The sequence below is a fragment of the Micromonospora sp. NPDC047740 genome, from assembly GCF_043204735.1.
GTDB lineage: Bacteria > Actinomycetota > Actinomycetes > Mycobacteriales > Micromonosporaceae > Micromonospora.
Genome location: NZ_JBIDCT010000004.1, coordinates 77,037 through 101,622, shown reverse-complemented (window position 1 = coordinate 101,622; position 24,586 = coordinate 77,037). Strand labels below are relative to the sequence as shown.

23 protein-coding genes are annotated in these 24,586 nt (G+C 73.4%); 16 read left to right on the top strand and 7 right to left on the bottom strand.

Annotated features, from left to right (window positions below; translation table 11 throughout):
• Positions 1-9 precede the first annotated feature (9 nt).
• Positions 10-1,815: an AMP-dependent synthetase/ligase gene (locus ACGF4F_RS09650; RefSeq protein WP_393076297.1), complete on the bottom strand. Its 1,806-nt coding sequence runs from the start codon at positions 1,813-1,815 to the stop codon at positions 10-12.
• Positions 1,816-2,006: 191 nt separating this feature from the next.
• Between ACGF4F_RS09650 and ACGF4F_RS09645 the strand changes: the two genes are divergently transcribed.
• The 6 genes from ACGF4F_RS09645 to ACGF4F_RS09620 all read left to right on the top strand — a co-directional run bounded on the left by ACGF4F_RS09645 (position 2,007) and on the right by ACGF4F_RS09620 (position 7,291).
• Positions 2,007-2,462, top strand: a complete 456-nt coding sequence (locus tag ACGF4F_RS09645; protein ID WP_393076294.1) for an SRPBCC family protein — start codon at positions 2,007-2,009, stop codon at positions 2,460-2,462.
• Positions 2,463-2,502: 40 nt separating this feature from the next.
• Positions 2,503-3,135: a hypothetical protein gene (locus ACGF4F_RS09640; protein WP_393076291.1), complete on the top strand. Its 633-nt coding sequence runs from the start codon at positions 2,503-2,505 to the stop codon at positions 3,133-3,135.
• A gap of 63 nt (positions 3,136-3,198) precedes the next feature.
• On the top strand, positions 3,199-4,155 hold the full coding sequence (locus tag ACGF4F_RS09635; protein ID WP_198940576.1) for an ROK family glucokinase: 957 nt from the start codon (positions 3,199-3,201) through the stop codon (positions 4,153-4,155).
• Position 4,156: 1 nt separating this feature from the next.
• Entirely contained in the window at positions 4,157-4,855 is a 699-nt protein-coding gene (locus ACGF4F_RS09630; protein WP_393076288.1) for an endonuclease/exonuclease/phosphatase family protein, read from the top strand.
• Between the two features lie 105 nt (positions 4,856-4,960).
• Positions 4,961-6,364 carry a flavin-containing monooxygenase gene (locus ACGF4F_RS09625; protein ID WP_393076286.1) on the top strand — a complete coding sequence of 468 codons (1,404 nt, stop codon included), beginning with the start codon at positions 4,961-4,963 and terminating at the stop codon, positions 6,362-6,364.
• Between the two features lie 102 nt (positions 6,365-6,466).
• Positions 6,467-7,291, top strand: coding sequence for an alpha/beta hydrolase (locus ACGF4F_RS09620; protein ID WP_393076283.1), 825 nt, complete (start codon positions 6,467-6,469; stop codon positions 7,289-7,291).
• A gap of 13 nt (positions 7,292-7,304) precedes the next feature.
• On the opposite strand, the gene ACGF4F_RS09615 is transcribed toward ACGF4F_RS09620, so the two are convergent.
• Positions 7,305-8,723, bottom strand: coding sequence for a trehalose-6-phosphate synthase (locus ACGF4F_RS09615; protein ID WP_393076280.1), 1,419 nt, complete (start codon positions 8,721-8,723; stop codon positions 7,305-7,307).
• A gap of 175 nt (positions 8,724-8,898) precedes the next feature.
• Positions 8,899-9,744: a DUF308 domain-containing protein gene (locus ACGF4F_RS09610; RefSeq protein ID WP_393076277.1), complete on the bottom strand. Its 846-nt coding sequence runs from the start codon at positions 9,742-9,744 to the stop codon at positions 8,899-8,901.
• A 356-nt stretch (positions 9,745-10,100) separates the two neighbouring features.
• On the opposite strand from ACGF4F_RS09610, the gene ACGF4F_RS09605 reads away from it, so the two are divergent.
• The gene (locus tag ACGF4F_RS09605; protein ID WP_393076274.1) at positions 10,101-10,784 is read left to right on the top strand and encodes a lysophospholipid acyltransferase family protein; all 684 of its coding nucleotides are present in this window, start codon (positions 10,101-10,103) and stop codon (positions 10,782-10,784) included.
• 21 nt (positions 10,785-10,805) lie between these two features.
• On the opposite strand, the gene ACGF4F_RS09600 is transcribed toward ACGF4F_RS09605, so the two are convergent.
• On the bottom strand, positions 10,806-14,393 hold the full coding sequence (locus ACGF4F_RS09600; RefSeq protein WP_393076271.1) for an ATP-binding protein: 3,588 nt from the start codon (positions 14,391-14,393) through the stop codon (positions 10,806-10,808).
• Positions 14,394-14,579: 186 nt separating this feature from the next.
• Between ACGF4F_RS09600 and ACGF4F_RS09595 the strand changes: the two genes are divergently transcribed.
• Positions 14,580-14,789, top strand: a complete 210-nt coding sequence (locus tag ACGF4F_RS09595) for a hypothetical protein (RefSeq protein ID WP_073838867.1) — start codon at positions 14,580-14,582, stop codon at positions 14,787-14,789.
• A gap of 57 nt (positions 14,790-14,846) precedes the next feature.
• Here ACGF4F_RS09595 and ACGF4F_RS09590 read toward each other — a convergent pair whose 3' ends face one another.
• Positions 14,847-15,539, bottom strand: coding sequence for a Crp/Fnr family transcriptional regulator (locus tag ACGF4F_RS09590; protein WP_073838866.1), 693 nt, complete (start codon positions 15,537-15,539; stop codon positions 14,847-14,849).
• A gap of 247 nt (positions 15,540-15,786) precedes the next feature.
• Between ACGF4F_RS09590 and ACGF4F_RS09585 the strand changes: the two genes are divergently transcribed.
• The 5 genes from ACGF4F_RS09585 to ACGF4F_RS09565 all read left to right on the top strand — a co-directional run bounded on the left by ACGF4F_RS09585 (position 15,787) and on the right by ACGF4F_RS09565 (position 19,502).
• The gene (locus tag ACGF4F_RS09585; RefSeq protein ID WP_073838865.1) at positions 15,787-16,284 is read left to right on the top strand and encodes a polyadenylate-specific 3'-exoribonuclease AS; all 498 of its coding nucleotides are present in this window, start codon (positions 15,787-15,789) and stop codon (positions 16,282-16,284) included.
• A gap of 234 nt (positions 16,285-16,518) precedes the next feature.
• Positions 16,519-17,547, top strand: a complete 1,029-nt coding sequence (locus ACGF4F_RS09580; protein WP_393076821.1) for a 6-phosphofructokinase — start codon at positions 16,519-16,521, stop codon at positions 17,545-17,547.
• Between the two features lie 71 nt (positions 17,548-17,618).
• Positions 17,619-18,437 (top strand): pyrroline-5-carboxylate reductase, encoded by an 819-nt coding sequence (gene proC, locus ACGF4F_RS09575; RefSeq protein ID WP_393076267.1) that lies wholly within the window; start codon positions 17,619-17,621, stop codon positions 18,435-18,437.
• Between the two features lie 84 nt (positions 18,438-18,521).
• Positions 18,522-18,872 (top strand): DUF2203 domain-containing protein, encoded by a 351-nt coding sequence (locus ACGF4F_RS09570; RefSeq protein ID WP_357435114.1) that lies wholly within the window; start codon positions 18,522-18,524, stop codon positions 18,870-18,872.
• Between the two features lie 147 nt (positions 18,873-19,019).
• Positions 19,020-19,502 (top strand): GNAT family N-acetyltransferase, encoded by a 483-nt coding sequence (locus ACGF4F_RS09565; RefSeq protein WP_393076264.1) that lies wholly within the window; start codon positions 19,020-19,022, stop codon positions 19,500-19,502.
• 71 nt (positions 19,503-19,573) lie between these two features.
• Here ACGF4F_RS09565 and ACGF4F_RS09560 read toward each other — a convergent pair whose 3' ends face one another.
• On the bottom strand, positions 19,574-20,263 hold the full coding sequence (locus ACGF4F_RS09560; RefSeq protein WP_393076261.1) for an NADPH-dependent F420 reductase: 690 nt from the start codon (positions 20,261-20,263) through the stop codon (positions 19,574-19,576).
• A 248-nt stretch (positions 20,264-20,511) separates the two neighbouring features.
• Between ACGF4F_RS09560 and ACGF4F_RS09555 the strand changes: the two genes are divergently transcribed.
• Positions 20,512-21,315: an SGNH/GDSL hydrolase family protein gene (locus ACGF4F_RS09555; RefSeq protein ID WP_393076258.1), complete on the top strand. Its 804-nt coding sequence runs from the start codon at positions 20,512-20,514 to the stop codon at positions 21,313-21,315.
• 187 nt (positions 21,316-21,502) lie between these two features.
• Here the strand turns inward: ACGF4F_RS09555 and ACGF4F_RS09550 are convergent, their stop codons facing one another.
• Positions 21,503-21,991, bottom strand: a complete 489-nt coding sequence (locus ACGF4F_RS09550; RefSeq protein ID WP_393076255.1) for a glutathione peroxidase — start codon at positions 21,989-21,991, stop codon at positions 21,503-21,505.
• A gap of 141 nt (positions 21,992-22,132) precedes the next feature.
• Between ACGF4F_RS09550 and ACGF4F_RS09545 the strand changes: the two genes are divergently transcribed.
• Positions 22,133-23,758 (top strand): glycosyl hydrolase family 18 protein, encoded by a 1,626-nt coding sequence (locus ACGF4F_RS09545; protein ID WP_393076253.1) that lies wholly within the window; start codon positions 22,133-22,135, stop codon positions 23,756-23,758.
• A 254-nt stretch (positions 23,759-24,012) separates the two neighbouring features.
• On the top strand, positions 24,013-24,507 hold the full coding sequence (locus tag ACGF4F_RS09540; RefSeq protein WP_357435123.1) for a hypothetical protein: 495 nt from the start codon (positions 24,013-24,015) through the stop codon (positions 24,505-24,507).
• Positions 24,508-24,586 lie beyond the last annotated feature (79 nt).

The following is a 24,586-nucleotide window of genomic DNA, read 5'->3' as shown; positions in this document are numbered from 1 at the left end:
GGATCGTAGTCAGCGTCGGTAGATATCCGCGATCTCCGCCGCGTACGTCTTGTGCACGACCTGCCGCTTCACCTTGAGCGAGGGGGTCAGCTCGCCGGTGTCCTCGGTGAAGTCGTGCGGCAGGATCCGGAACACCTTGATCGCCTCGGCCTTGGAGACCGACCGGTTGGCCTGGTCGATCGCGCCCTGCACCTCGGCCCGCAGCGCCTCGTCGTCGCGCAGGTCGGCGGCGCGGGTCGTCTCCGGCCGGCCGCGCGCGGCCAGCCACTTCGGCAGCGCCTCCTCGTCGATGGTGACCAGCGCCCCGATGAACGGCTGCCGGTCGCCGACCACCACGCACTGGCTCACCAGCGGGTGGGCCCGGACCTGGTCCTCCAGCGCCGCCGGGGCGACGTTCTTGCCGCCGGCGGTCACGATGATCTCCTTCTTGCGGCCGGTGATGCTCAGGTAGCCGTCCTCGTCGAGCCGGCCCAGGTCGCCGGTGCGGAACCAGCCGTCCGAAGTGAGCGCCTCGGCGGTGGCCGCCTCGTTGTGCCAGTACCCCTGGAAGACCAGGTCGCCGGAGATCAGGATCTCGCCGTCGTCCTCGATCCGGATCGTCACGCCGGGCAGCGGGCGGCCCACCGTGCCGATCCGGGTGGCGCTGGGCAGATTCGCGGCGGCGGCGGGGGCGGTCTCGGTGAGGCCGTAGCCCTCGGAGATGTTCACCCCGATGCCGCGGAAGAAGTGCGCGAGCCGGGTGCCGAGCGGAGCGCCGCCGGAGATCGCGTCCCGGCACCGGCCGCCCAGCGCCGCCCGCAGCTTGCCGTAGACCAGCTTGTCGAAGAGCACGTGCTGGGCGCGCAGCGCCAGGCCCGGCCCGTCCGGGGCGTCCAGCGCCTCGCTGTACGCGATGGCGACCTTCTCGGCCCGGTCGAAGATCTTCCCCTTGCCGTCGGCCTCGGCCTTCTGCCGGGCGCCGTTGTAGACCTTCTCGAACACCCGGGGCACGGAGAGCACGAAGGTCGGCTTGACCTCCTGGAGCTCGGCGACCAGGTTCTTGGTGTCCGCACAGTGCGCCATGGTGGCCCGGGCCTGCACCACGCCGATCTGGATGAGCCGGGCGAAGGCGTGCGCGAGCGGCAGGAAGAGCAGGGTGGAGGCGCCCTGACGGAAGAGGTTCGGCAGCACCGGCACCGCGTTGGTGATGTCGGCGTACATGTTGCGGTGGGTCAGCACGCAACCCTTGGGGCGGCCGGTGGTGCCGCTGGTGTAGATGATGGTGGCGATGTCGTCGGCCTTGACGGTCGAGCGGCGTACCTCGACGTCGGCCGGGTCGACAGAGGCGCCGGCGGCGACCAGCTCGTCCACCGCGCCGCTCTCGATCTGCCAGATCTGGCGCAGCTCGGGCAGCCGGTCGCGGATCTCGGCGACCAGCCCGGCGTGCGCGGCGGTCTCCACCAGCGCGGCGACCGCGCCGGAGTCGGCGAGGATCCAGGCCGCCTGCTCGGCGCTGGACGTCTCGTAGATCGGCACGGTGACCGCGCCGGCAGCCCAGATGGCGTAGTCGAGCAGGGTCCACTCATAGCGGGTGCGGCTCATCAGCGCGACCCGGTCGCCGGGGGAGATGCCGGCGGCGAGCAGGCCCCGGGCCACCGCCACGACCTCGTCGCGGAACTGCCGGCAGGTCACGTCCGTCCAGGCACGGCCGTCGCCGCCGCCACGCCGGACGAACTGCACCGTCTCGGGGGCGACCTCGGCGTTTTCCCAGACCGGGTCGGTCAGGTTGGCCGCGTCGCCGACGGTGACGATCGGCGGTACGGAGAACTCGCGCACAGGCACTCCCTCGTGCTCACACGGCCCGGGCCGGCCGTGTCGGCTCTGTCGAAACCTACCCGCCCGTTCGCGAAGGTGAGGTGGGGAGGTTGCCCGCCCGGCTGACGGGACACACCCGGCCCGGCCCGACCGCGACCGCGGCTCGGGGGTGGAGCGCCGCGCCCGGGCCCGCCGCCGGGTAGCCTCCCCCCATGGCGGACTCCTCCACCCAGTCGATCATCATCGGCGCGCCACCGGACCGGGTGGCGACGGTCATCTGCGACTTCCCCAGCTACCCGGAGTGGGCCGAGGCGATCCGGCGGGCGGAGGTGATCGAGGAGTACGAGGACGGTTACGCCAGCCAGGTCCGGTTCACCATCGACGCCGGCGTCATGGCCGACGAGTACGTGCTGGCCTACGAGTACGCCGAGGACCTCGCCCGGATCGAGTGGCACCTGGTGGCGCCCTCGAAGATGCAGAAGGCCCAGCGGGGGTCGTACGACCTCACCGGCAGTCCCGACGGGACCACCACGGTCACCTACACCCTCGAGGTGGAGCTCTCCGTGGCCATGCTCGGCATGTTTCGCCGCAAGGCCGAGAAAATGATCATGGATGCGGCGTTGAAGCAGCTCAAGCGCCGGGTAGAAGCACTCGGTGCGGCCCACTGACCCGACCGGCGTCCGGTCGTCACGGTAGAGGAGCCGACCCATGGCCACCACTGATCCGGGTTCGGCCCGGGAGGAGGCGGAACGCCTCGTCGCCATGCTGCTGGCCTCCGCCCGGCTGGCCGCCGCCACGGGGGCCGGCCCCTGGGGCCCGCTCGGCGGGATTCTGTCCGGTGTCCTCGGTCACACCCCGGGCGGTGCCGGCTCCGGCGAGCCGACGGCCTCGGCGGGTTTCGCCACCGGGTCGCCCGAATGCTGCGTCTGCCCGATCTGTCGGGGTATCGCGGCGTTGCGGGACCCCAGTCCGGAGTTCGCCGAGCGCCTCGCCACCGGCGCCGGGGACCTGGCGGCCGGCGTGGCCAGCCTGCTGCGCGCGTTCGCCCCGGCCGAGCCGGCGGGGGCCGACGAGCCGGCCGCCGGTGCCCAGGCCGGAGATCACGTCTGGCGCGAGGCCACCCGTACCGGGCATGATTCTCAGCCGGCACCCGAGCAGGACGTCTGGTCCGCCGCGACCCGGGGGGAGGGCCTGGCCGACCCGGGTGCCAGCGTGCCGCCCGCCGACGCCGCCGGGCCGGACGTGCCGGTGTCGAGCCGGCCGCCGGCCGGCCGTCCCGTGGTGCCCGTCGCCCGGGCGTCCGGCGAGGTGGCCGAGGAGGCACCAGGCGACGGGGCCTGACCACCGGACATCCCGACCCTGCCCGGCCGTGCCGGACGAGGTCAGGGAGCACAGCAGAGGGGAGTGGCAGCGGTGACGCTGACCATCGGAGTCGACGTCGGTGGCACGAAGGTGGCCGGCGGTGTCGTGGACGACACCGGCAAGGTGCTCGTGCAGGCCCGACGAGACACCCCCGCCGAAGACGTGGCCAAGACCCGGGACACCATCATCGAGGTGGTCACCGAGCTGGCCACCGGCCACCCGGTCGAGGCGGTCGGCATCGGCGCGGCCGGCTGGATCGACGCCTCCCGGTCCACCGTGCTCTTCGCCCCCAACCTGGCCTGGCGGGACGAGCCGCTGCGCGAGTACGTCAGCAACGCCATCGGGGTGCCGGTGGTCGTGGAGAACGACGGGAACGTGGCCGCCTGGGCGGAGTTCCGCTACGGCGCGGCCCGGGCCGCCGACGACTCGATGGTCATGTTCACCATCGGCACCGGCGTCGGCGGCGGCATCGTGCTCGGCGGTGAGCTGCTCCGCGGCGCCAACGGCATCGCGGCCGAGCTGGGGCACATGCTCACCGTGCCGGACGGCCACCAGTGCGGCTGCGGCCGGCTGGGCTGCATCGAGCAGTACGCCAGCGGCAGCGCCCTGGTCCGCTTCGCCCGCGCCGCCGCCCGCCAGGAACCGCACCGGGCCACCGCCCTGCTGGAGCTGGCCGGCGGCGAGGCCGAGGGGATCACCGGGCCGATGGTGACCGCCGCCGCGCAGGGGGGCGACCCGGTGTCCGCCGAGGCGTTCGCCCAGGTCGGCCGCTGGCTGGGCACCAGCCTCGCCGACATGGCGCAGATCCTCGACCCGCAGGTGCTGGTCGTCGGGGGCGGCGTGGTGGAGGCCGGTGACCTGCTGATGGGCCCGACCCGGCGGTCGTACACCCAGGCCCTCGCCCAGCGCAGCCGGCTGCCGGTGGCCGAGATCCGCCCGGCCGAGCTGGGCAACACCGCCGGCGTCATCGGCGCCGCCGACCTCGCCCGGCGGCTGTGAGGTGCCCGGCCCGGGCGTACCGCTGCGGGTGGTGTCGTACAACGTGCACAGCCAGCGGGACGACACCGCCGCGCTGGCCGAGGTGGTCCGGGAGGCCGCGCCGGACGTGGTGATCGTCCAGGAGGGGCCGCGGCGGTTCCGGTGGCGGCAGAAGTGCGCCTCGCTGGCCGACTCGTTCGGCCTGGTCGTGGCCGCCGGCGGCCTGCCGTCGCTGGGCAACCTGCTGCTGACCAGCCTGCGGGTGCGGGTAGTGGCCACCCGCTGCCAGCGCTACCCGCTGACCCCCGGGCGGCATCTGCGCGGCGCCGCGTACGCCGAGTGCCTGGTGGCCGGGAGCCGGTTCCTGCTGGCCGGCTCCCACCTCTCGATCGACCCGGCCGAGCGGCCGGCGCAGGCGGCCGCGTTCAAGCGGGAGCTGGCCGCCACGACGCTGCCGGTGGTGGCCGGCGCCGACCTCAACGAGGAGCCGGACGGGCCGGCGTGGCGGACGGTGGCGCAGGGGCTGACCGACACCGCGCTGGCCGCAGACCGGGCGGACCGGCACACCTTCCCCTGTGCCAACCCGCAGCGGCGGATCGACGCCCTCTTCGTGGACCCGCAGATCACCGTGGTGGACTACGACGTGGTGGACACCCCGCGCACCCGCCGGGCCAGCGACCACTTCCCGGTGCTGGTCGACCTGCTGCTGCCCGCCGGCTGAGCCGGCGACCCGCCGAGATGATCCGGCAGGCTGGACAAGCGCGGGCATTCTCGGCAGGATTTCGCACCGACCCGGCCCTCGTGCCGCACAAAGGAGATTGTCCCGGTGCCCTCCTCCACCGACCTCGGCCGTCCCGATCCGGACCCGACGGTCGCCCTGACCCAGGACGGCCGCCCGGTCTCCGACCGGGGCGACACCGTCTGCGTCATCGGCGCCGGGGCCAGCGGCCTCACCGCCGTGAAGAACCTCCGCGAGCACGGCTTCGGCGTCGACTGCTATGAGCGGGAGACCGGTATCGGCGGGGCGTGGAACTGGCGGCACGACCGCAGCCCGGTGTACGCCAGCACCCACCTCATCTCGTCCCGGCCGTTCACCCAGTTCCCCGACTTCCCGATGCCGGACGACTGGCCGGACTACCCGCACCACACCCAGCTGCTGTCCTACTTCGAGCGCTACGCCGACCACTTCGACCTGCGCCAGCACGTCTGGTTCGGCACCGAGGTGGTCCGGGTGGAGCCGGTCGAGGGGGACCGTTGGGACGTCACCACCCGCAGCACCGGCGGGTACGGCCCGGAGCGCACCTCCCGGTATGCGGGCGTGGTGCTGGCCAACGGGCACAACTGGTCGCCGAAGCTGCCCCGCTACGAGGGCCTGGAGCAGTTCCGGGGCGAGGTCATGCACGCCTCGTCCTACAAGGACCCGGCGCAGCTGCGCGGCAAGCGGGTGCTGGTGGTGGGCGGCGGCAACACCGGCTGCGACATCGCGGTCGAGGCGGCCCAGCAGGCGTCCCACTGCTGGCACTCCACCCGCCGCGGCTACTGGTACGCCCCGAAGTACGTCTTCGGCCGCCCCGCCGATCAGGTCAACGACACCCTGCTCGCGCTGCGGGTGCCGCTGCGGGTACGCCAGTGGCTCTATCACCGGACGCTGCGGCTGACCGTCGGTGACCTGACCCGGTTCGGCCTGCCCAGACCGGACCACCGGGTCTACGAGACCCACCCGATCGCCAACAGCCAGCTGGTCTACCACGTCGGCCACGGTGCGATCACCCCGGTGCCGGACGTGACCCGGTTCCACGACCGCACGGTGGCGCTGAGCGACGAGCGGGAGATCGACCCGGAGCTGGTCATCTTCGCCACCGGCTACCTGCCGCGCTTCGAGTTCCTCGACGGCGCGGTGCTCGGCGACGCCGACGGGTCGGGCCGGCCGCGGCTCTGGCTCAACGCCTTCGCCGCCGGCCACCCCACGCTGGCCGTGGTCGGCCTGGTGCAGCCGGATTCCGGCGTGTTCCCCATCGCGCACTGGCAGAGCGTGCTCTTCGCCCGGCTGCTCGCCGCGCGAACCGCCCGGCCGGACCGGGCCGCCGCGTTCGGCCGGAAGGTCGCCGCCGGCCTCGGTGAGCGGTACTCGGGGAAGGTCAAGGACAGCAGCCGGCACTGGTTCGAGGTCGGGCACGCCGACTACCTGCGGGCGCTCCAGCGCGCCCTTGACGAGCTGGAGGGCAAGTGAGCGAGCGAAGCGAGGCGGTGGCGTGAGCGAGCGGAGCGAGCGAACCATTCAGTTCAGCAGCGTGGCGCCTCGCGCCGCCGGGGAGCGAAGCGAGGCGGCGGCGTGAGCGTGGAGCGGGTGCGGATCGTCCGGTCGTGGGAGTGGGCCCGCCCGGAGCGCCCGGCCCGACGTGAGGTGCTGGCCGTGGTGCCGGAGCTGGAGGAGGGGAAGCCGCCCCTGCTCTTCGTACCCGGGTTCGGGCACGGGGCGTGGGCGTTCGCCGAGCACTGGCTGTCGCACGCCGCGTCCCGCGGCTTCCCGGCGTACGCGCTGAGCCTGCGCGGGCACGGCGGCAGCGAGCCGGCGCCGGCGGCGACGCTGCGGTCGTACACCCATGACGTGGTCCAGGCGGCGGCGAGCCTGCCGCGGCAGGCGGTGCTGGTGGGGCACGGGGCCGGCGCCCGGGTGGTGGCGCACGCCCTGGCCCGCTACCCGGCCCGGGCGGCGGTGCTGGTGGCGCCGGTGCTGGGCAGCTGGGGGACGTTCGGCACCGCGCTGCGGCGTAACCCGGTGGGCACCCTGCCGGCGGTCTTCGGCGGCCGCCTGCGGCTGAGCCGCCGGCAGCTGTTCAGCCGGGAGCTGCCGGACGGCGAGGCCCGCCGGTACGTCGCGCGGCTGGGTCGGGCCGGCCGGCGGGCGCAGTGGCAGTTGCTCACCGGCGACCAGCCGGAGCCGGCGGTGGGCCGCCCGCCGGTGCTGGTGCTGGGCAGCCCGGACGACCGGGTGGTGCCCGCGGCGGCGCTGACCCGGGCCGCGCGCCGGTACGCCTCGGCCCCGCTGCTCTTTCCCGGCATGGGCCACGATCTGATGCTGGACGCCCGCTGGCGGGAGCCGATCGACGCGATCCTTGACTGGCTGGAGAAGGACCCGGCGCCCGCCGCCGGGTGAGCGCGGGCGCCGGTCAGTCGGCCGCGGCGAGCCGGCGCAGCAGTGAGCCGCTCTCGCTCAGGGCGCTCAGGTACGACCGCGCCCAGGCGTGGATGTCGTTGCGCCGCAGGTGCGTCCGCATCGCCCGCATCCGGGCCGAGACGTCCTCCGGGCCGGCCCGCAGCGCGGTGAGCAGGGCCTGCTTCAGCCCGTCCAGGTCGTGCGGGTTGACCAGGTACGCCTGGTCCAGCTCGGCGGCGGCGCCGGCGAACTCGCTGAGCAGCAGCGCGCCGGTGTCGTCCACCCGGGCGGCGACGTACTCCTTGGCGACCAGGTTCATCCCGTCCCGCAGCGGGGTCACCGCCATCACGTCGGCGATCCGGTAGAGGGCGACCAGTTCGGTCCGGTCGAAGGGCTGGCTGAGGTAGTGGATCGCCGGCTCGCCGACCCGGCCGAACTCGCCGTTGATCCGGCCGACCTGGTGCTCCACCCGGTCCCGGAGGATCTGGTACTGGGCGACGCGTTCCCGGCTGGGCACAGCGACCTGGACCAGCACCGTGTCCCGGACCTTGACGTCCCCGCTGGCCAGCAGCTCCCGGTACGCCTTGAGCCGCTGCTCGATGCCCTTGGTGTAGTCCATCCGGTCCACGCTGAGGATGACGTGCTCGGGGTCGCCGAGGTCCGTGCGCAGCCGGTGGGCCCGGTCGGCGACCTCGGGCCGGGCGGCGAGCGCGGCCATCTCGGCGGTGTCGATGGAGACGGGGAAGGCGCCGACCTGGACCGTCCGGTCGCCGACGTCGACCCGCCGGTCGGTGGCGGGCAGTTCGAGCACCTTGGCCACCAGTTGGGCGAAGTTGTGCGCGGCCTGCGCCCGCTGGAAGCCGATCAGGTCGGCGCCGAGCATGCCGCGCAGCAGTTCGGCCCGGCGGGGGAGCTGCATGAACAGCTCCGGCGGCGGGAACGGCACGTGCAGGAAGAAGCCGATTCGCAGGTCGGGGCGGAGCCGCCGGAGCAGCCCCGGGACGAGCTGGAGGTGGTAGTCCTGCACCCAGACCAGGCCGCCCGGCTCGGCCACCTCGGCCGCGGCCTCGGCGAACCGCTGGTTGACCCGCTGGTACGCCTCCCACCAGCGGCGGTGGTACTCGGGCTGCTCGACGGCGTCGTGGTAGAGCGGCCAGAGGGTCGCGTTGGCGAAGCCCTCGTAGTGGTCGCGGAGATCGTCGGCGGTCAGCGGGACGGTGTGCATCCGGACGCCGTCCACCTCGGGCAGGTGCGGTGCCGGGCCGGTGCCGCCGGCCCAGCCGAGCCAGGTCGCCGGGGTGTGCCGGAGCAGGGGGTGCAGGGCGCTCACCAGGCCGCCGGGGCTGCGGCGCCACTCGCAGGCGCCGTCCGGCGCCACACTGTCGTCGACGGGGAGGCGGTTGGCCACCACCACGAGGGGGCTCTGTCGCATCTCGGGCAATCCGCTCAGCAGGGGTCCGGCCACCGGAGCGAGGAACAAACCGGACAGCCGGTGCGGGAAGTGACGTACGGGTATTCCTACTGACCGTAAGTTACACCCCTGTTACGCGCCTGGCGCCGGGGCGGCGGCCGTCCCGGTATCCGGGCGGCGGCCGGGGCGGAGCGGATCAGACGACCGCGCCGTCGTCCGGGTCCTGCTCGTCGGAGTCGCCGGGGCGCAGCCGCCAGATCAGCATCACGAAGCCGGCCAGGATGCCGGTGAAGCCGAGCAGCGTCACCACGGACGGGTCGGTGACCGGGAGCAGGGTGGGGGAGAGGAAGAACACGAAGCCGGCCACGATGCAGAGCACGCCGACCACGGCGTACTTCGAGAAGCGCGGCAGCGGGGGCGGCGGTGGCGGGGTGTAGTGCTCGTCCTCGTCGTCGGGCAGGTCGGCGCCGAAGGTGTCCAGGCCGTCCAGCAGTGACGGCTCGTCGGACCGGCCCCGGCTCACCGAGATCCCGGAGACGTCCGCCGCGTACGGCAGGCGCCGGACGTCGGTGGCGGTCGGGCCGCCGGTCTCCTCCGCCCGGCCGCCGGCGCTCCCGGTCGGCTCGGGCGGGTCGACGGAGTCGTCGTCCACGTCCTCGGCGGCGGGCCACGGGTGGCTGCCGGAGGTGGGGGCGGAGTGGAAGCCGGCGACGATCTTGGCCCACTCCGCCTCGATGTCCGGCTCGTCGTCCCGGGTCGACTCGCGGTCCCCCTCGTCGGTGAGCTGGGTGAGGTAGTCCCGGGCGGTGGTCAGGTGCGAGCGGTCGACGTAGAGCCGGTCGACTGGGCGGGACGGGACCGTCGTGGTGCGGGTGATCGGGTTCAGGTCGGCGGAGGGCTGCAGGTAAGCGGCGATCCCGCCGGCGGCGAGCACGTCGAGCAGATGTTCGCCGATGCGCGGATCGACGTCGCCCGCGACCGCGTACTCGGCCGCGTCGAGCCCGTTGTCCCGCCGTCCCCGGCGGGGCCCACCCGCTGACACCGGACACCCCTCCTCGCCGCCTGTCGGTGCGTCCCGACCCGGCGCCCCGTACGCCGTGCCCTGAATCGTGACACGTCCGGACCCTGTTCCGGGAGTGCGTTGTGGCGTGCCGCTCCCGGTTCGTAGGCTCTTCCCGGACAGTCCCGCTCGCCGACGGCGCCCCGGGCGCGGTCCGGGCGCGTCCCGGCGGCCCGTTCCGGGCTCCCCGGCCTCGACGGCTCCAGGTCGCCGCGCGGCGTCGGGCCGGCCGTCATCCGCCTCCGGTGCGCCGCCTGGCGTCGCCGAGGCCGAATGGTGGCCGCCAGCCGAGTTGGAGCCGTCGTCGGGCGTCGCCGCCCCCACCTGGAAGGACCCCGGTGCTGTACTGGCTGTTGAAGTACATCATCCTCGGCCCGCTGCTGAGGCTGATCTTCCGCCCGCAGGTGGAGGGGCTCGAGCACGTCCCGGAGACCGGTCCGGTCATCCTGGCCAGCAACCACCTCTCCTTCTCGGACTCGATCTTCACGCCGCTCATCGTCAAGCGAAAAGTCACATTCATCGCCAAAGCGGAGTACTTCACCGGTAAGGGGATCAAGGGCTGGCTGACCAAGATGTTCTTCGTCGGCTCCGGCACCATCCCGGTCGACCGGTCCGGCGGCCAGGCCGCCCGGGCCGCCCTGGACACCCAGCTCAAGGTGCTACGGGCGGGCGGGATCGCCGGCATCTATCCCGAGGGGACCCGCTCGCCGGACGGCCGGCTCTACCGCGGCAAGACCGGCGTGGCCCGGCTCGCCCTGGAGAGCGGTGCCCCGGTGGTCCCGATGGCGATGCTCAACGCCGACGAGATCCAGCCGCCCGGCCAGCTCATCCCCACGATCAAGCGGGTGCGGATCCGCTTCGGCGCCCCGCTGGACTTCTCCCGCTACGCCGGCCTGTCCGGCGACCGGTTCGTCGAGCGGGCGGTCACCGACGAGATCATGTACGAGGTGATGGAACTCTCCGGCCGCGAGTACGTCGACATCTACGCCCAGAAGGCCAAGACCCAGCCGGTCCCCGCCTGACGCCCCAGTCGGCCCCTGGGATCAGCAGGCGACGGCCGGGCCGGCGTCGGGCACCGGGCGGCGGGCCAGCGCCAGCAGGCCCGGCGCCTCGTTGCGCTGGGCGAAGGCGCTCACCTCGGCCAGCGGCACGGTGACCGCCGCCCGATCCCCCGCCCGGTCCAGCTCGCCGACGGCCAGGGCGAGGGCCAGCATCCGGTCCGTCACGTCGGGGATCCGGGCGTAGATCTCCGCGCCCGCCAGGTGCAGCTCGCCGGCGCGCCGGTGGTCGCCGTCGGCCGCGGCGAGGGCCGCGGTCACCGTCCGCAGCGCCGCCTCCGACCAGGGCGTCCGGTGTTCGAGCCGGTCCAGCATCGCCCGCACGCGCACCGCCGCGTCCCGACCGGCCAGGGTGGCCGCGTACGCCGCCGCGGCGATCCACTCGCCGCTGGCCAGCGCGGGCACCGCCGACCACGAGTCGGCCAGCTCGTCGACCAGCTCCGCCGCCTCGTCGGCCCGCCCCTGCAGGGCGCGGCAGAGCGCGGCCATGCCGAGCATGGTCCAGCGCGGCCGGTGGAAGCCGCTGCGGCGGGCGCTGTCCAACGCGGCGGCCACGTCGTCCGGGTGCCGGGGCAGGGGCTCCTCCGGGCCGCCGTTCCGCTGGCCCGGTGCCGGTCGGGGCGCCGGCGGCACCGGCCGGCCGCGCAGCACCAGCAGGCACGAGCGCAGGCCGCGGACCTGCATGTCCCAGCCGCCGGTGGGGGTGTCCACGAAGGCGTCCGCGGCGGCGAGCAGCCGGTCGAAGTCCCCGTCGAAGTACGCCCGCATCGCCTCCCCGGAGTAGCTGGTGGTCAGCGTCTGCCCGCTGGCCGTACGCGCCGGCGCGGCGGACAGCAGCGCGTCCGAGCGCAGCCAGTCGCCCTCCTCGCGGACCGCGTACGCCAGGTTCTGCACCGCCCGGTGCAGCGCCAGCAGCTGCTGCGCCCGGCCGTACTCGACGAGCACGTGCAGCTCGTCCAGGCCCGACCGGTCACCCGACTGGTACCGGGCGGTGGCCGCGGTGATCCGCGCGTTGGTCCGGGTCTCCGACAGCCCCAGCCGCGCGCCGATCTCCGCCGCGGTCTCGGCGGCGGCCACCGCCGGGTCCCGCTCGTAGTTGAGCATGTGCAGCCGGCCCAGCTCCGCGTACGCGTCCGCCTTCTGGCCGCTGTCCGGCAGCGGCTCGAACAGGGACACGGCGCGGTTGAGGCAGGCCACCGCGGCGGTCCGGTCGGCGCGCAGCCAGGCGGCCTGGCCGAGCAGGGTCCAGGCCCGGGCGGCGCAGGGGTGGTCGCCGTGCGCGAGCAGCCGGTCGGCGAGCGCGTGCAGCTGCTCCGGCCCGCCGCCGGAGAGGAACGCGTTGCCGTCCCGGTAGAACGAGATCTCGGTGCTCAGCAGCTCCAGCTGCAGCCGGCCGATCGGGTCGCTGTCGTCGGCCAGGCCCAGCGCCCGGCCGGCGTGCGCCGCCGCCGCGTCCAGCCCGTGCAGGGCGTACGCCCGGCGGGCGGCCCGGTGCAGCGCGGCGCGCGCCGGGCCGGCGTAGCGGTGGGTGTCCATGCCGAGCGTGCGGGCGATCTCGTGGGCCGCCCAGCGGTGGTGGGCGAGCACCTCGGCCAGGTCGGTGTCCCGGCTCTGCGACAGCGTGTCCAGCCAGTCCGCGGTGCGCTCGTGCCGGGCCACCCGCTCGGTACGCGGCAGCCGCTGGTAGCAGACGTCCCGGACCAGGACGTGCCGGAACCGGAACTCCGGCTGCCCGGCCATCGTGGACGCCCCCTGCTCGTGCACGAAGTCGCGCTGCTCCAGCCGGCGCAGCGCGCGCTCCACCGACTCGACCGGCTGGCCGAGCGCGGCGGCCACCGCGCCGGGCCAGAACTGCACACCCACCACCGAGGCGGCCAGCAGCACCGCCCGGTCCTTGGCGTCGAGCAGGTCGATCCGGTTGGCGATGACCGCGTGGACGCTCTCCGGCATGGGCAGGTCGAGGTGCTTGTCCAGCGACCAGCCGCGCCCGGACTGGCGCAGCGCGCCCTGCTCGATGAGCATCCGCACGTACTCGTGGGCGTAGAGCGGGTTGCCGCCGGCGACCTCCACCAGCGGGGTGAGCATCTCGGCGGGGAACGCGGCCTGGCCGAACATGTGCGCGTAGAGCGAGGCGATGCCGGTGTCCCGCAGCGGGGGCAGGGTGATGGTGACCGAGCCGGTGATCGTCCCCGCCCAGCTCGGGTCCCGGTCGACCAGCTCCGGCCGGGCGGTGCAGAGCAGCAGCAGCGGCACGTCCCGGGCGGCGGCGCCGAGCAACTCGACGAAGCGCAGCATGGCGTCGTCGGCCCAGTGCAGGTCCTCGAAGACCAGCACGGTGGGGCGGCGGGCGGCCAGGGCCAGCAGGAACCGCCGCCACGCCGACTCGGCCTCCTCGGCGGGCAGCGTGGTGCCGGTCAGCCCGACCAGCGGGCGCAGCGCGTCGACGATCCGGTCCCGCTCGGCCGGCCCGACCAGCTCGGTCACCGCGGACGTGAGCCGCTGCGCCGCGGTCGACGCCGGGTCGGTGTCGAGGATGCCGGCCTCGGTCTTCACCACGTCGGCCAGCGCGGCGAAGGTGACGTTCTCCCCGAAGGGCGGGCACCGGCCGGTCCGCCAGGTCAGCGGCTCGTCGACCAGCCGACCGGCGTGCCGGTAGAGCTCGCGGACCAGTCGGCTCTTGCCGATGCCGGCCCGGCCGAAGACGGTCACCACCTGCGGGAGCCGGTCCCGCAGCGACCGGTGCAGGGCGTTGACCAGCAGACCCAGCTCGTGCTCCCGGTCGATCAGGGGCGTGGTGTCCGGCTCCTGGTCGGTGGGCTGGCGGCGTACCGGGGCGAGGGCGAGCCAGACCTCGGTGGGGGTGGACCGGCCGCGCAGGGTGACCGGCGGCTGCTCCTCGTAGCTGATGGCGTCCTTGGTGAGGGCGTGGGTCGCGCCGCAGACCAGCACCCCGCCGGGCGGCGCCACCGACTGCATCCGGGACGCCGTGTTGACCACGTCGCCGGCCACGATCGCCTGCCCGCCGTCGCGGGCGGCGGCCACGTCCACGAGCGCCTCGCCGGTCGCCACGCCGACCCGGAAGCGCAGCTCGTCGCGGCCGGACGGGGCGAACCGGGTGAGCACCCGCTGCAGCTCCAGCCCGGCCCGGACGCAGCGCAGCGCGTCGGTCTCGGTGGCCACTGGGGCGCCGAAGAGCGCCATCACGGCATCCCCGATGTACTTCTCGACCACCCCGCCGTACTGCCCGACCACCCGTTTCGCGGCCGAGAAGAAGCCGGTCTGCATGCCGCGGACCTGTTCCGGGTCGGCGCGTTCGACGTACGGGGTGAAGTCGATCAGGTCGACGAACAGGACGCTGACCCGCCGGCGGTCCTCCTGCGGCGTGGCGACGGGCTGCTTGGCGCCGGACCGGGCTGCCCCGCACGAGGTGCAGAAGGCCACGTCGGCGGCGAGCGGGCGCAGGCAGTGTGGGCAGACCGCCCCCAGCTCCGCGCCGCAGCCACCGCAGAAGCGGTCGCCTTCGGCGGCGGTACGTCCACAACGGTCACACTGGGCGGAGATGACGCCCTCCACTGGTGGATCCTCCGGCCGGTCCCGGCCGGGCGCCGCCCCCCGCGGCGTCCATCGCGAGTATCGCCGCTGGTAGCGGTGTCAGGTACCGGGCTGTTGGCTTGTGGACACTCGTCCGGACAGCCGTCGGCGCGGTTCGCGGACTAGATTCATGCCTCGGACGACGACCGCGATCAAGGGGGCCACACCATGGTGTACGTGAAGCTGGAGAGCGACTGGACCGACGCCGACGGGGTCGCCCACGCGGCGGGGGACTCCGTCGACGTGGACGCCGCCACCCTCGCCACCCTCCAGGCCGAGGGCATCGTCATCGAGGGCTCCGGCGGCGATGACAACAGCGACTGGGCCGGGCCGGGCCGGCCCAACGAGTGGGCCGGGCCGGGCAGCGCCGGCGTCTGAGCCGGGCGGCACGACCGCAGGGCCGGGGCGAGAACGCCCCGGCCCTGCGCGTATCCGTCAGCGGTCGTTCATCCCGGCGCGGCGGCGCAGCGCGGCCACGTCCGTCACCACGATCCGGCGCCCCTCGGTGCGCAGCCAGCCCCGGCTGGCGAACGAGCCGATCGCCTGGTTGACGCTCTGCCGGGAGCCGCCGGCCATCTCGGCGAGCTGGCTCTGGTTGAGCTCGATGGTGATCATCGGCGCCTGGCTCTCGCCGGCGAGCCGGACCAGCGTCTTGGCCACCCGGCCGGGCAGGTCGAGGAAGACGTGGTCGGCGTTCTGCTCGGTGAGCCGGCGGATCAGCCCGCCGAGCGAGCGCATCACCGCGTCGAGGATGCGCGGGTTCGAGTGCACCAGTTCCATGAAGGCCGGCCGGGACAGCGCCAGCGCGGCGCAGTCCTCGATCGCCTCGGCCGACGCGGACCGGGTGGACGCGTCCAGCAGGGAGACCTCGCCCAGCACGTCCGGCGGACGGATCACCGACAGCACCGCGCGCTCGCCCGTCGGTGCCGTGCGGAACACCGCCACCGCCCCCCGGCGCAGCACGATCAGCGACTCGCCCGGGTCGTTCTCCACGAAGAGCAACTGACCCTTGCGGTAGGTGCGCGGCACCGCAGCGGCGATGACCCGCTGCCGCACCTCCGGCTCGAGCCCGGCGAACATCTCCACGCCCGTGAGCGCGTCACCCGGCTCCGGCAGGCGAACCTCCACGGCCCAACCCCTCCCCGGTCAAGGACCACAACTCGCTCACCGGGGTGGCCCTGACATCCCGGTACGAGGCATCTGAACCGGTTCGGCGTCCGGTAGCGGTACACATCAGATCATGACGCTCCGGTCGCGTGCTGTACACCCCTGGAGACAGTTCCGTGACCCTCCCGAACCGTCTGTCCGAACCGTGCCGACCTCGGCGGACGCCCCGGCGACGGGCGGGCGGGGGCGGTGGGCGAGGATGGCGGGGATGGTCTACCGCTACTTCTACGACTGCGAGTTCATCGAGGACGGCCGCATCGTCGACCTGGTGTCGATCGGCGTCGTCGATGAGTACGGCCGCGAGTTCTACGCGGTCTCCACCGAGTTCGACGACTCCCGGGCGGTGCCCTGGGTGCGCCGCAACGTGCTGGACAAGCTCCCCTCGCCCGCCGACCGCGCGTGGCGGTCCCGGGAGCGGATCCGGGACGACCTCTACGAGTTCCTGATGGCGCCGGTCCGGGACCGCCCGGGCGAGCAGCTGGAGCTCTGGGCCTGGTACGCGGCGTACGACCACGTGGTCCTGGCCCAGCTGTGGGGCGCGATGCCGGCGCTGCCGCGAGAGATCCCGCGGTTCACCAAGGAACTGCGCCAGCTCTGGGACGACCGGGGCCGGCCGAAGCTGCCGGACGCCGACGCGGACCGGCACGACGCCCTGGTCGACGCCCGGCACAACCTGGCGCGCTGGCGGGCGATGACCGAGCGGTGATCGGCAGCCCGGACGGCCGCGCCGCGCGGGAGAGAAGCGCCAGGTCAGCTACTGACGGGTAGCCGATCCGGCGGGCGGAAGGGGGCCGGGGCGCGGTGTCGCCGTACCCCCGCGCCGACTACAGTGCGCACTGACGGCCCGCCCCGGGCCGGCAACGGCGCCGATGGTCTGATCTGACACCTATCCTGGGGCTTATCCGGGCTTCACCTGATGCTCCAGGAGGATGAGCAGATCATGCGTATCGGCGTGCTCACCGGCGGCGGCGACTGCCCTGGTCTCAACGCGGTGATTCGGGCGGTGGTCCGCAAGGGCGTCGCCACCTACGGTCACGAGTTCGTGGGCTTCCGGGATGGCTGGAAGGGCCCGCTGGAGGGCCTGTCCAGGCCGCTGGGCATCGCGGAGGTCCGCGGCATCCTGCCCCGCGGCGGCACCATCCTCGGCTCGTCCCGGACAAACCCGTTCAAGATCGAGAACGGCGTCGAGCGGATCAAGGACAACCTCGCCGCCCAGGGCGTGGACGCGCTGATCGCCATCGGCGGCGAGGACACCCTCGGCGTCGCCACCAAGCTGCACGAGCTGGGCGTCAAGGTCGTCGGCGTGCCGAAGACCATCGACAACGACCTGGGTGCCACCGACTACACCTTCGGCTTCGACACCGCGGTCAACATCGCCATGGAGGCGATCGACCGGCTGCACACCACCGCGGAGAGCCACCACCGCACGCTGGTGGTCGAGGTGATGGGCCGGCACGCCGGCTGGATCGCCCTGCACGCCGGCCTCGCCGGCGGCGCCAACGTGATCCTGCTGCCCGAGCGGCAGTTCGACGTCGACCAGGTCGCCGGGTACGTCGAGAAGCGCTTCCAGCACCAGTACGCCCCGATCGTCGTGGTCGCCGAGGGCGCGCACCCGCTGGAGGGCCAGATGGTGCTGCACAACCAGGAGCTGGACTCGTTCGGCCACGTCCGGCTCGGCGGCATCGGCCAGTGGCTCGCCGAGCAGCTGGAGGCGAAGACCGGCAAGGAGGCCCGCACCGTGGTGCTCGGCCACATCCAGCGCGGCGGCACCCCGACCGCCTTCGACCGGGTACTCGCCACCCGGCTCGGCCTGCACGCGATCGACGCGGCGCACGAGGGCGACTGGGGCAAGATGGTCGCGATGCAGAGCACGGACATCGTCCGCGTTCCGCTGGCCGAGGCCACCCGGGAGCTGAAGACCGTGCCGTTGGAGCGGTACGCCGAGGCCGAGGTCTTCTTCGGCAGCTGATCGACGCTGGCGGCGCGGCGGACCCGGCCGGGGTCCGCCGCGCCCCGCCTCGACCGAGAGAGGTACGGCCCATGGCACCCGAGGTGCACACCGTCGCCGTGATCGGCGCCGGCAAGATCGGCGAGCTGATGCTCTCCGGCCTGCTCCGCTCCGGCTGGCCGGTCGAGCGGCTGCTCGCCACCGCCCGGCGACCCAGCCGCGCCGAGGAGCTGACCGCCCGGTACGGCGTACGGGTGGTGGACAACCTCGTCGCGGTGGACGAGGCGGAGGTGCTCGCCATCTCGGTCAAGCCGCAGGACGCGGCGGCGCTGCTCGACGAGATCGGCCCGAAGGTGCCGGCCGACAAGCTGGTCATCTCGCTCTGCGCCGGCCTGCCCACCACCTTCTTCAGCCGCCGGCTGCCGGAGGGCACCCCGGTGATCCGGGTGATGACCAACACGCCGGCGCTGGTGGACGAGGCGATGAGCGCCATCTCCGCCGGCGCGCACGCCACCGGCGCGCACCTGGCCCTCGCCGAGGAGATGTTCAAGCCGCTCGGCGCGACCATCCGGGTGCCCGAGTCGCAGCAGGACGCGGTGACCGCCCTCTCAGGCTCGGGTCCCGCCTACTTCTATCTGCTGGTCGAGGCCATGATCGACGCCGGCATCCTGCTCGGCCTGCCCCGGCAGGTGGCGCACGAGCTGATCGTGCAGACCGCCATCGGCTCGGCGGTGATGCTCCGCGACTCCGGCGAGCACCCGGTCAAGCTCCGCGAGGCGGTCACCTCGCCGGCCGGCACCACCATCTCCGCCATCCGGGAGCTGGAGAACCACGGCGTACGCGCAGCCATGCTGGCGGCGCTGGAGGCGGCCCGCGACCGCGCCCGGGAACTGGCGGCCCAGGCCGACTGAGGCGGCAGGTACGAGCCACGGCGCGAGATCGCCCCAACCGTCGCTGACGGTGCCCCTGGTGTGTTCGTGCCGCATACTGGCGCCGTGTTCACTCTCGCCCAGGCGCGACACCTGGTGGCCACGCTGCGGCCGCGCATCGACGAGCTGATCCGGCTCCGCGCCGACCTCGCCGAGCTGCGGGTCGACCTGGCCGAGCACGGGGTCAGCGCGCTCGGCGGGTTGGCCGAGGTGAAGGCCCTCGAAGCCCGGCTGCACGCCGTCCTCGAGGAGATCCACCAGCACGACATCCAGGTCAAGGGGATCGCCCCGGTGCTGCTGGACTTCCCCGGCGAGCGGGGCGGCCGGGCGGTGCTCTGGTGCTGGCTGGAGGGGGACGACGAGGTGCGCTGGTACCACCGGGTGGAGTGCGGCTTCGCCGGCCGCCGCCCGATCTGACCGCCCTCCGGCACCCGTTCCACGGCCCACCCGCACCGGCCCGTCCCGACGGTTCCACCGCGCGTCCAAGCCGGGGCGGCCGGTGTGGCCAGCCACGCGCCCGGACCGGACGGAGCGTGCCGTCGCTGGCCGGGTACGGTGCCGTGCATGGTCGACGCACGCCCGGCGACGCCGGATGACGCCGCCGAGCTGGTCCGGTTGCGTGGCCTGATGCTCGCGGCGGTGAAGGGTGCGGAGCCGCCGCCGGGCCCGTGGCAGGACGTCGCCCGGGCGCAGCTACGGGAGTGGCTGGCCGAGCCGGAGCCGTCGATGGCGGCCTTCGTGGTCGACGCGCCGGACGGAACGCTGGCCGCCTGCGCGGTCGGCACGATCGAGCGCCGGCTCGGCGGCCCGGACAACCCGAACGGCCTGACCGGGTACGTCTTTAACGTCAGCACCGATCCCGTCCACCGCCGGCGCGGCCACTCCCGGGCCTGCCTGACGGCGCTGCTGGGCTGGTTCCACGAGCGGGGCGTGCGGCGGATCGACCTGCGGGCCTCCGCGGCGGGACGGCCGCTCTACCGCTCGCTCGGCTTCCGGGAGACCCGCGATCCGGCCATGCGGCTCGCGCTCCCGCCGCAGGCGGTCTGACCGCCCGGGCACTACGGCGCAACCGGCGCGTCCGGAGGGCGGGCGGCTTCCCCACCCTCCGGACGGGACGGTCAGCTGTCGGCGTAGCGGCGGGCGGCGGCGAGGGCGGCGCGCAGCTGCTCCGCGTCGACCGGTGCCGGCCGCTCCCAGTCGTTGGCCGGGTCGGCCGAGTAGAGGGCGGCGTACGCGGTGGTGTCGCGCTGGAACCGCCAGCCCTCGGCGAGCGGGCCCACGTCGACCGCGTCGTAGCCGAGGGAGTCGAGGAACCTCGAGACGGTGCCCTTGGCGGCCGCGTCGTCGCCGGCGATCGGCAGGGCGGTACGGTCCGCCGCGCCGGCCGGCCGGGCCAGGGCGAGCAGGTGCTTGAAGTAGATGTTGTTGAAGCCCGTGACCACCCGCGCCTGGGGCAGGTGCCGCTGGAGCAGCTCGCTGGTGGTGGTCGACTCGTCGTCCAGCTCCGGGAACCGCCCGTCCCGCTCCGGGTAGTAGTTGTTGGTGTCGATGACGATCTTGCCGGCGAGCGGCTCGGCCGGCACCGCCCGGTAGGCCCGCAGCGGGATGGTGACCACCACGAGGTCGCCGGCCGCCGCCGCCTCGGCCGGGGTGGCGGCGCGGGCCCGGGGGCCCAGCTCGTCCACCAGTTCCTTGAGCGTCTCCGGGCCACGGGAGTTGCTGAGTACCACGTCGTGACCGGCGGCCACCGCCAGCCGGGCCACCGTGCCGCCGATGTTGCCGCTGCCGATCAGTCCCACAGTTGTCATGTCCGGTGCCAACCGCATGACGGCGGCCGGCATTCCCGACCAAGGTGGTCGGTTATTCGGCGGCCCGGCATCCGGTCGGGGGCGTTCGCCTCGGCCTGGCGAAAACCTTCAGCGACCGGAATCGCATTGGTAATGATTTGTATCAATAAGGGTCTATCGACGAACCCTGCGAATTGTTGATCTTCCGTCCGGACCTGATTCATTGATATCTATCTCCCACCACCACTTCCCACCCCCAGGAGTGCGACGTGCGGAGATCCCGTCTTGCCACCCTCGCCCTGGCCCTGGCGTCCTCGCTCGGGTTTACCCTGGCCCTGGCCGCCCCCGCCCAGGCCGCCCCCGCCGACCGGTACGTCGCGCTCGGCGACTCGTACGCCTCCGGCGTCGGCGCCGACAGCTACACCTCCGAGAGCGGGTCCTGCCTGCGCAGCACCAACGCCTATCCCGCGCTCTACAACACCAACATCAGGCCGGCCTCGTACCGCTCGGTGGCCTGCTCGGGCGCGACCACGACGGACGTCATCAACAGTCAGCTCTCGGCGCTGTCCTCGACCACCACCCTGGTCAGCGTCACCGTCGGCGGCAACGACGTCGGCTTCGCCAACATCATGACCACCTGCGTCCTGCAGGGTGAGAGCCAGTGCGTGGCGGCCGTGCAGGCCGCCGAGGACAAGGCCCGGACCGAGCTGCCCGGCAAGCTCGCCAACGTCTACAACGGCATCAAGAGCCGGGCGCCCTCGGCCCGGGTGGTGGTCGTCGGCTACCCGGTCTTCTACCAGCTCGGCACGATCTGCGTCGGGCTCAGCGCGACCTCCCGAGCGAAGATCAACGAGGGCATCAACCTGCTCGACGACATCACCAGGACGGCGGCCACCTCGGCCGGCTTCAAGTTCGCCGACGTCCGGTCGATCTTCGTCGGCCACCAGCTCTGCAGCTACGGCGAGAAGTGGCTGCACGCGTTGAACTACCTCAACCTGACCGTCTCGTACCACCCGACGGCTGCCGGGCAGTCCGGCGGCTACTACCCGGTCTTCCGCTCCGTCGCGGGCTGACCGCCTCCGGGGCCGCGCCGATTCCCGTGGTGGAGTCGGCGCGGCCCGCTGCGCTGCCGCTGAGCCGACCCGATCCGCCCGTCCGAACCATCGCGGACGGGCTCGCTGGCTGCACTTTCCCGGAAGAGCGGCTATTTCGTGTTGAACAGCCACTCTTTCCGGGGATCAGGGCGGATCTTGAGCGCGGTCAGGCGGGCAGCACCTTCTCGATCGCGGCCCGCAGCTCGGCGGCGTCCGGGGTGATCTGCGGCGCGAACCGGCCGGCCACCGTGCCGTCCGGGGCGACCAGGAACTTCTCGAAATTCCACCGCACGTCGCCGGTGTGTCCCTCGGCGTCCGGCGTGGACACCAGCTCGGCGTAGAGCGGGTGCCGCCCCGGCCCGTTGACGTCGACCTTCTCCGTCAGCGGGAAGGTCACGCCGTAGTTGACCTGGCAGAATTCCTCGATCTCCGCGGCCGTGCCGGGCTCCTGTCCGGCGAACTGGTTGCAGGGCACCCCGAGCACGGTCAGGCCCCGGTCGGCGTACTCGTCAGCCAGGGCCTGGAGGCCGGCGTACTGCGGGGTGAGGCCGCACCGCGAGGCCACGTTGACCACCAGCAGCGCGCGGCCGCGATACCGCGCGAGGTCGGCGGGGCCGCCGGTGAGGGCGTCGATCTGCACGTCGAAAACGGTCATGTGGCGAGGCTACGCGCCCGCGGGGACCGGTTGGCGCGGGCACAGGAAATCGATGCATCTACATCTTGACGAAGTGATGACGCGTGAGTAGCGTCTCAGCATCAATCTGGAAAGTTTCCTAACTGTTTAGGGAGACGCCGTATGGAGAGATCGCTCCGCCGGGCCCTCTGGGCCACCGGTGCCGTGGTCGCGCTGGCGGTCGCGGCGGTACCGATGGCGACCGCGTCCGCCGCGGGCAGCGTGACCGCCACCTTCGCCAAGGTGCAGGACTGGGGGACCGGTCACGAGACGAAGGTGACCGTCACCAACGGCACCAGCGCCAGCGTGGACACCTGGCGCATCGAGTTCGACCTGCCCGCGGGCACCACCATCAGCACCTTCTGGGATGCCGACGTCACCAGCAGCGGCAACCACTATGTCGCGGTGAAGAAGAGCTGGGCCGGCCCGCTCGCACCCGGGGCCAGCTTCAGCTGGGGCTACAACGGCACCGGGGCGTACAAGGCGCCGCTCAACTGCACCGTCAACGGCGCCTCCTGCGCCGGCGGCACCCCGCCGCCCACCACGACCCCGCCGACGACCACCCCGCCCACCACGGCTCCGCCGACCACTCCGCCACCGACCACCCCGCCGCCCACGACCCCGCCGCCGACCGGGGGCAAGAAGGTCGTCGGCTACTTCGCCGAGTGGGGCGTCTACGCCCGCAACTACCACGTCAAGAACATCCACACCAGCGGGTCGGCGGCCAAGCTGACCCACATCCTGTACGCGTTCGGCAACACCAGCGGCGGTCGGTGCAGCATCGGCGACAGCTACGCCGACTACGACAAGGCGTACACCGCGGCGGACAGCGTGGACGGCGTGGCCGACACCTGGGACCAGCCGCTGCGCGGCAGCTTCAACCAGCTCCGCAAGCTGAAGCGGATGTACCCGAACCTCAAGGTGCTCTGGTCCTTTGGCGGCTGGACCTGGTCGGCCGGCTTCACCCAGGCCGCGCAGAACCCGGCCGCGTTCGCCGACTCGTGCTACGCCCTGGTCAAGGACCCGCGCTGGGCGGACGTCTTCGACGGCATCGACGTCGACTGGGAGTACCCGAACGCCTGCGGCCTGCAGTGCGACAGCAGCGGCCCGAACGCCTTCAAGAACGTGGTCAGCGCGCTGCGCAGCAAGTTCGGCGCCAACTTCCTGGTCACCGCGGCGATCACCGCCGACGGCAGCAGCGGCGGCAAGATCGACGCGGCCGACTACGCCGGCGCCGCGCCGCAGCTCAACTGGCTGATGCCGATGACCTACGACTACTTCGGCGCGTTCAACGCCCAGGGGCCCACCGCCCCGCACTCCCCGCTCTACTCGTACGCCGGCATCCCGCAGCAGGGCTTCTGGGCGGACGCGGCGATCCAGAAGCTCAAGGGCAAGGGGGTCCCGTCCGACAAGCTGCTGCTCGGCGTCGGCTTCTACGGCCGGGGCTGGACCGGGGTGACCCAGTCCGCCCCGGGCGGCACCGCCACCGGCCCGGCGCCCGGCACCTATGAGCAGGGCATCGAGGACTACAAGGTGCTCAAGAACAGCTGCCCGGCGACCGGCACCGTGGGCGGCACGGCGTACGCCAAGTGCGGCAGCAACTGGTGGAGCTACGACACCCCGTCCACCATCGGCGGCAAGATGACCTACGCGAAGAACCAGGGCCTCGGTGGCGCGTTCTTCTGGGAGCTCTCCGGTGACACCAGCAACGGCGAGCTGATCGGCGCCATCAAGGGCGGCCTCGGCTGAGCCGAGGGCCGACGCATCACCCACCCGGCGGGGAGGGGCCCTACCGGCCCCTCCCCGCCCGGCTGTCCAGCCCCGCCGAGCCGCCCGCGCGCCGGACCGGCTGACCGGGGTGGTCGAGGCAAGATGGAACGGCCGCGCGCCGCGTCGCCAGGGACGTGACCGACATTCCGTACGACGGTTCGACAGGCGGGAAGGTCGATGTGGCACACTCGCCGCTCGGCATCTTCCGATGCCCGCGCCGATGGGAGGGACCGATGGGCCTGACGCACCCGAGGGTGGCGACCGGGGTGGTGCTGCTCGCGCTCCTGCCGCTGGCCCTGACCGGCTGCGGCCTCGGCGGGGACGACGGGCCCGGGGCCGCCTCCGACGGCGGCCCGCAGCGGGCACCGGCCGAGGAGGCGGCGGCCAAGAGCCGCGAGCGGGTGCAGGCGTACCTCGACGCGATGGCGGGCAAGGACGTCGACGCCGGCCGCAGCCAGTTCTGCGCCCCCGTGCAGGCCGCCTTCGACGCCGCCGCGACGGGTCCCAACGGCGACTTCGCCGACCACTTCACCGTGCCGCAGGCCACCATCACCGACGTCCGGTCCGGGCCGAACGGCCAGGAGGTCAGCACCTCCGTCACCGTCGCCGTCGGCTCCCGCAAGGCCACCCGGGCGCTGCTGTTCACGGTCACCCGCAGCGGCGCGGACTGGTGCATCTCCGGCGAGGCCCCGGGCGGCCACACCCCGGAACCGTCGATCACCCCCTGACCCGCCCGCCTGGCTGACCTGCGGCCCGCCGGAGTGTGGCGGTGATCTCCCAACTGCCGGAACCGTCCCCCTCGGCGGC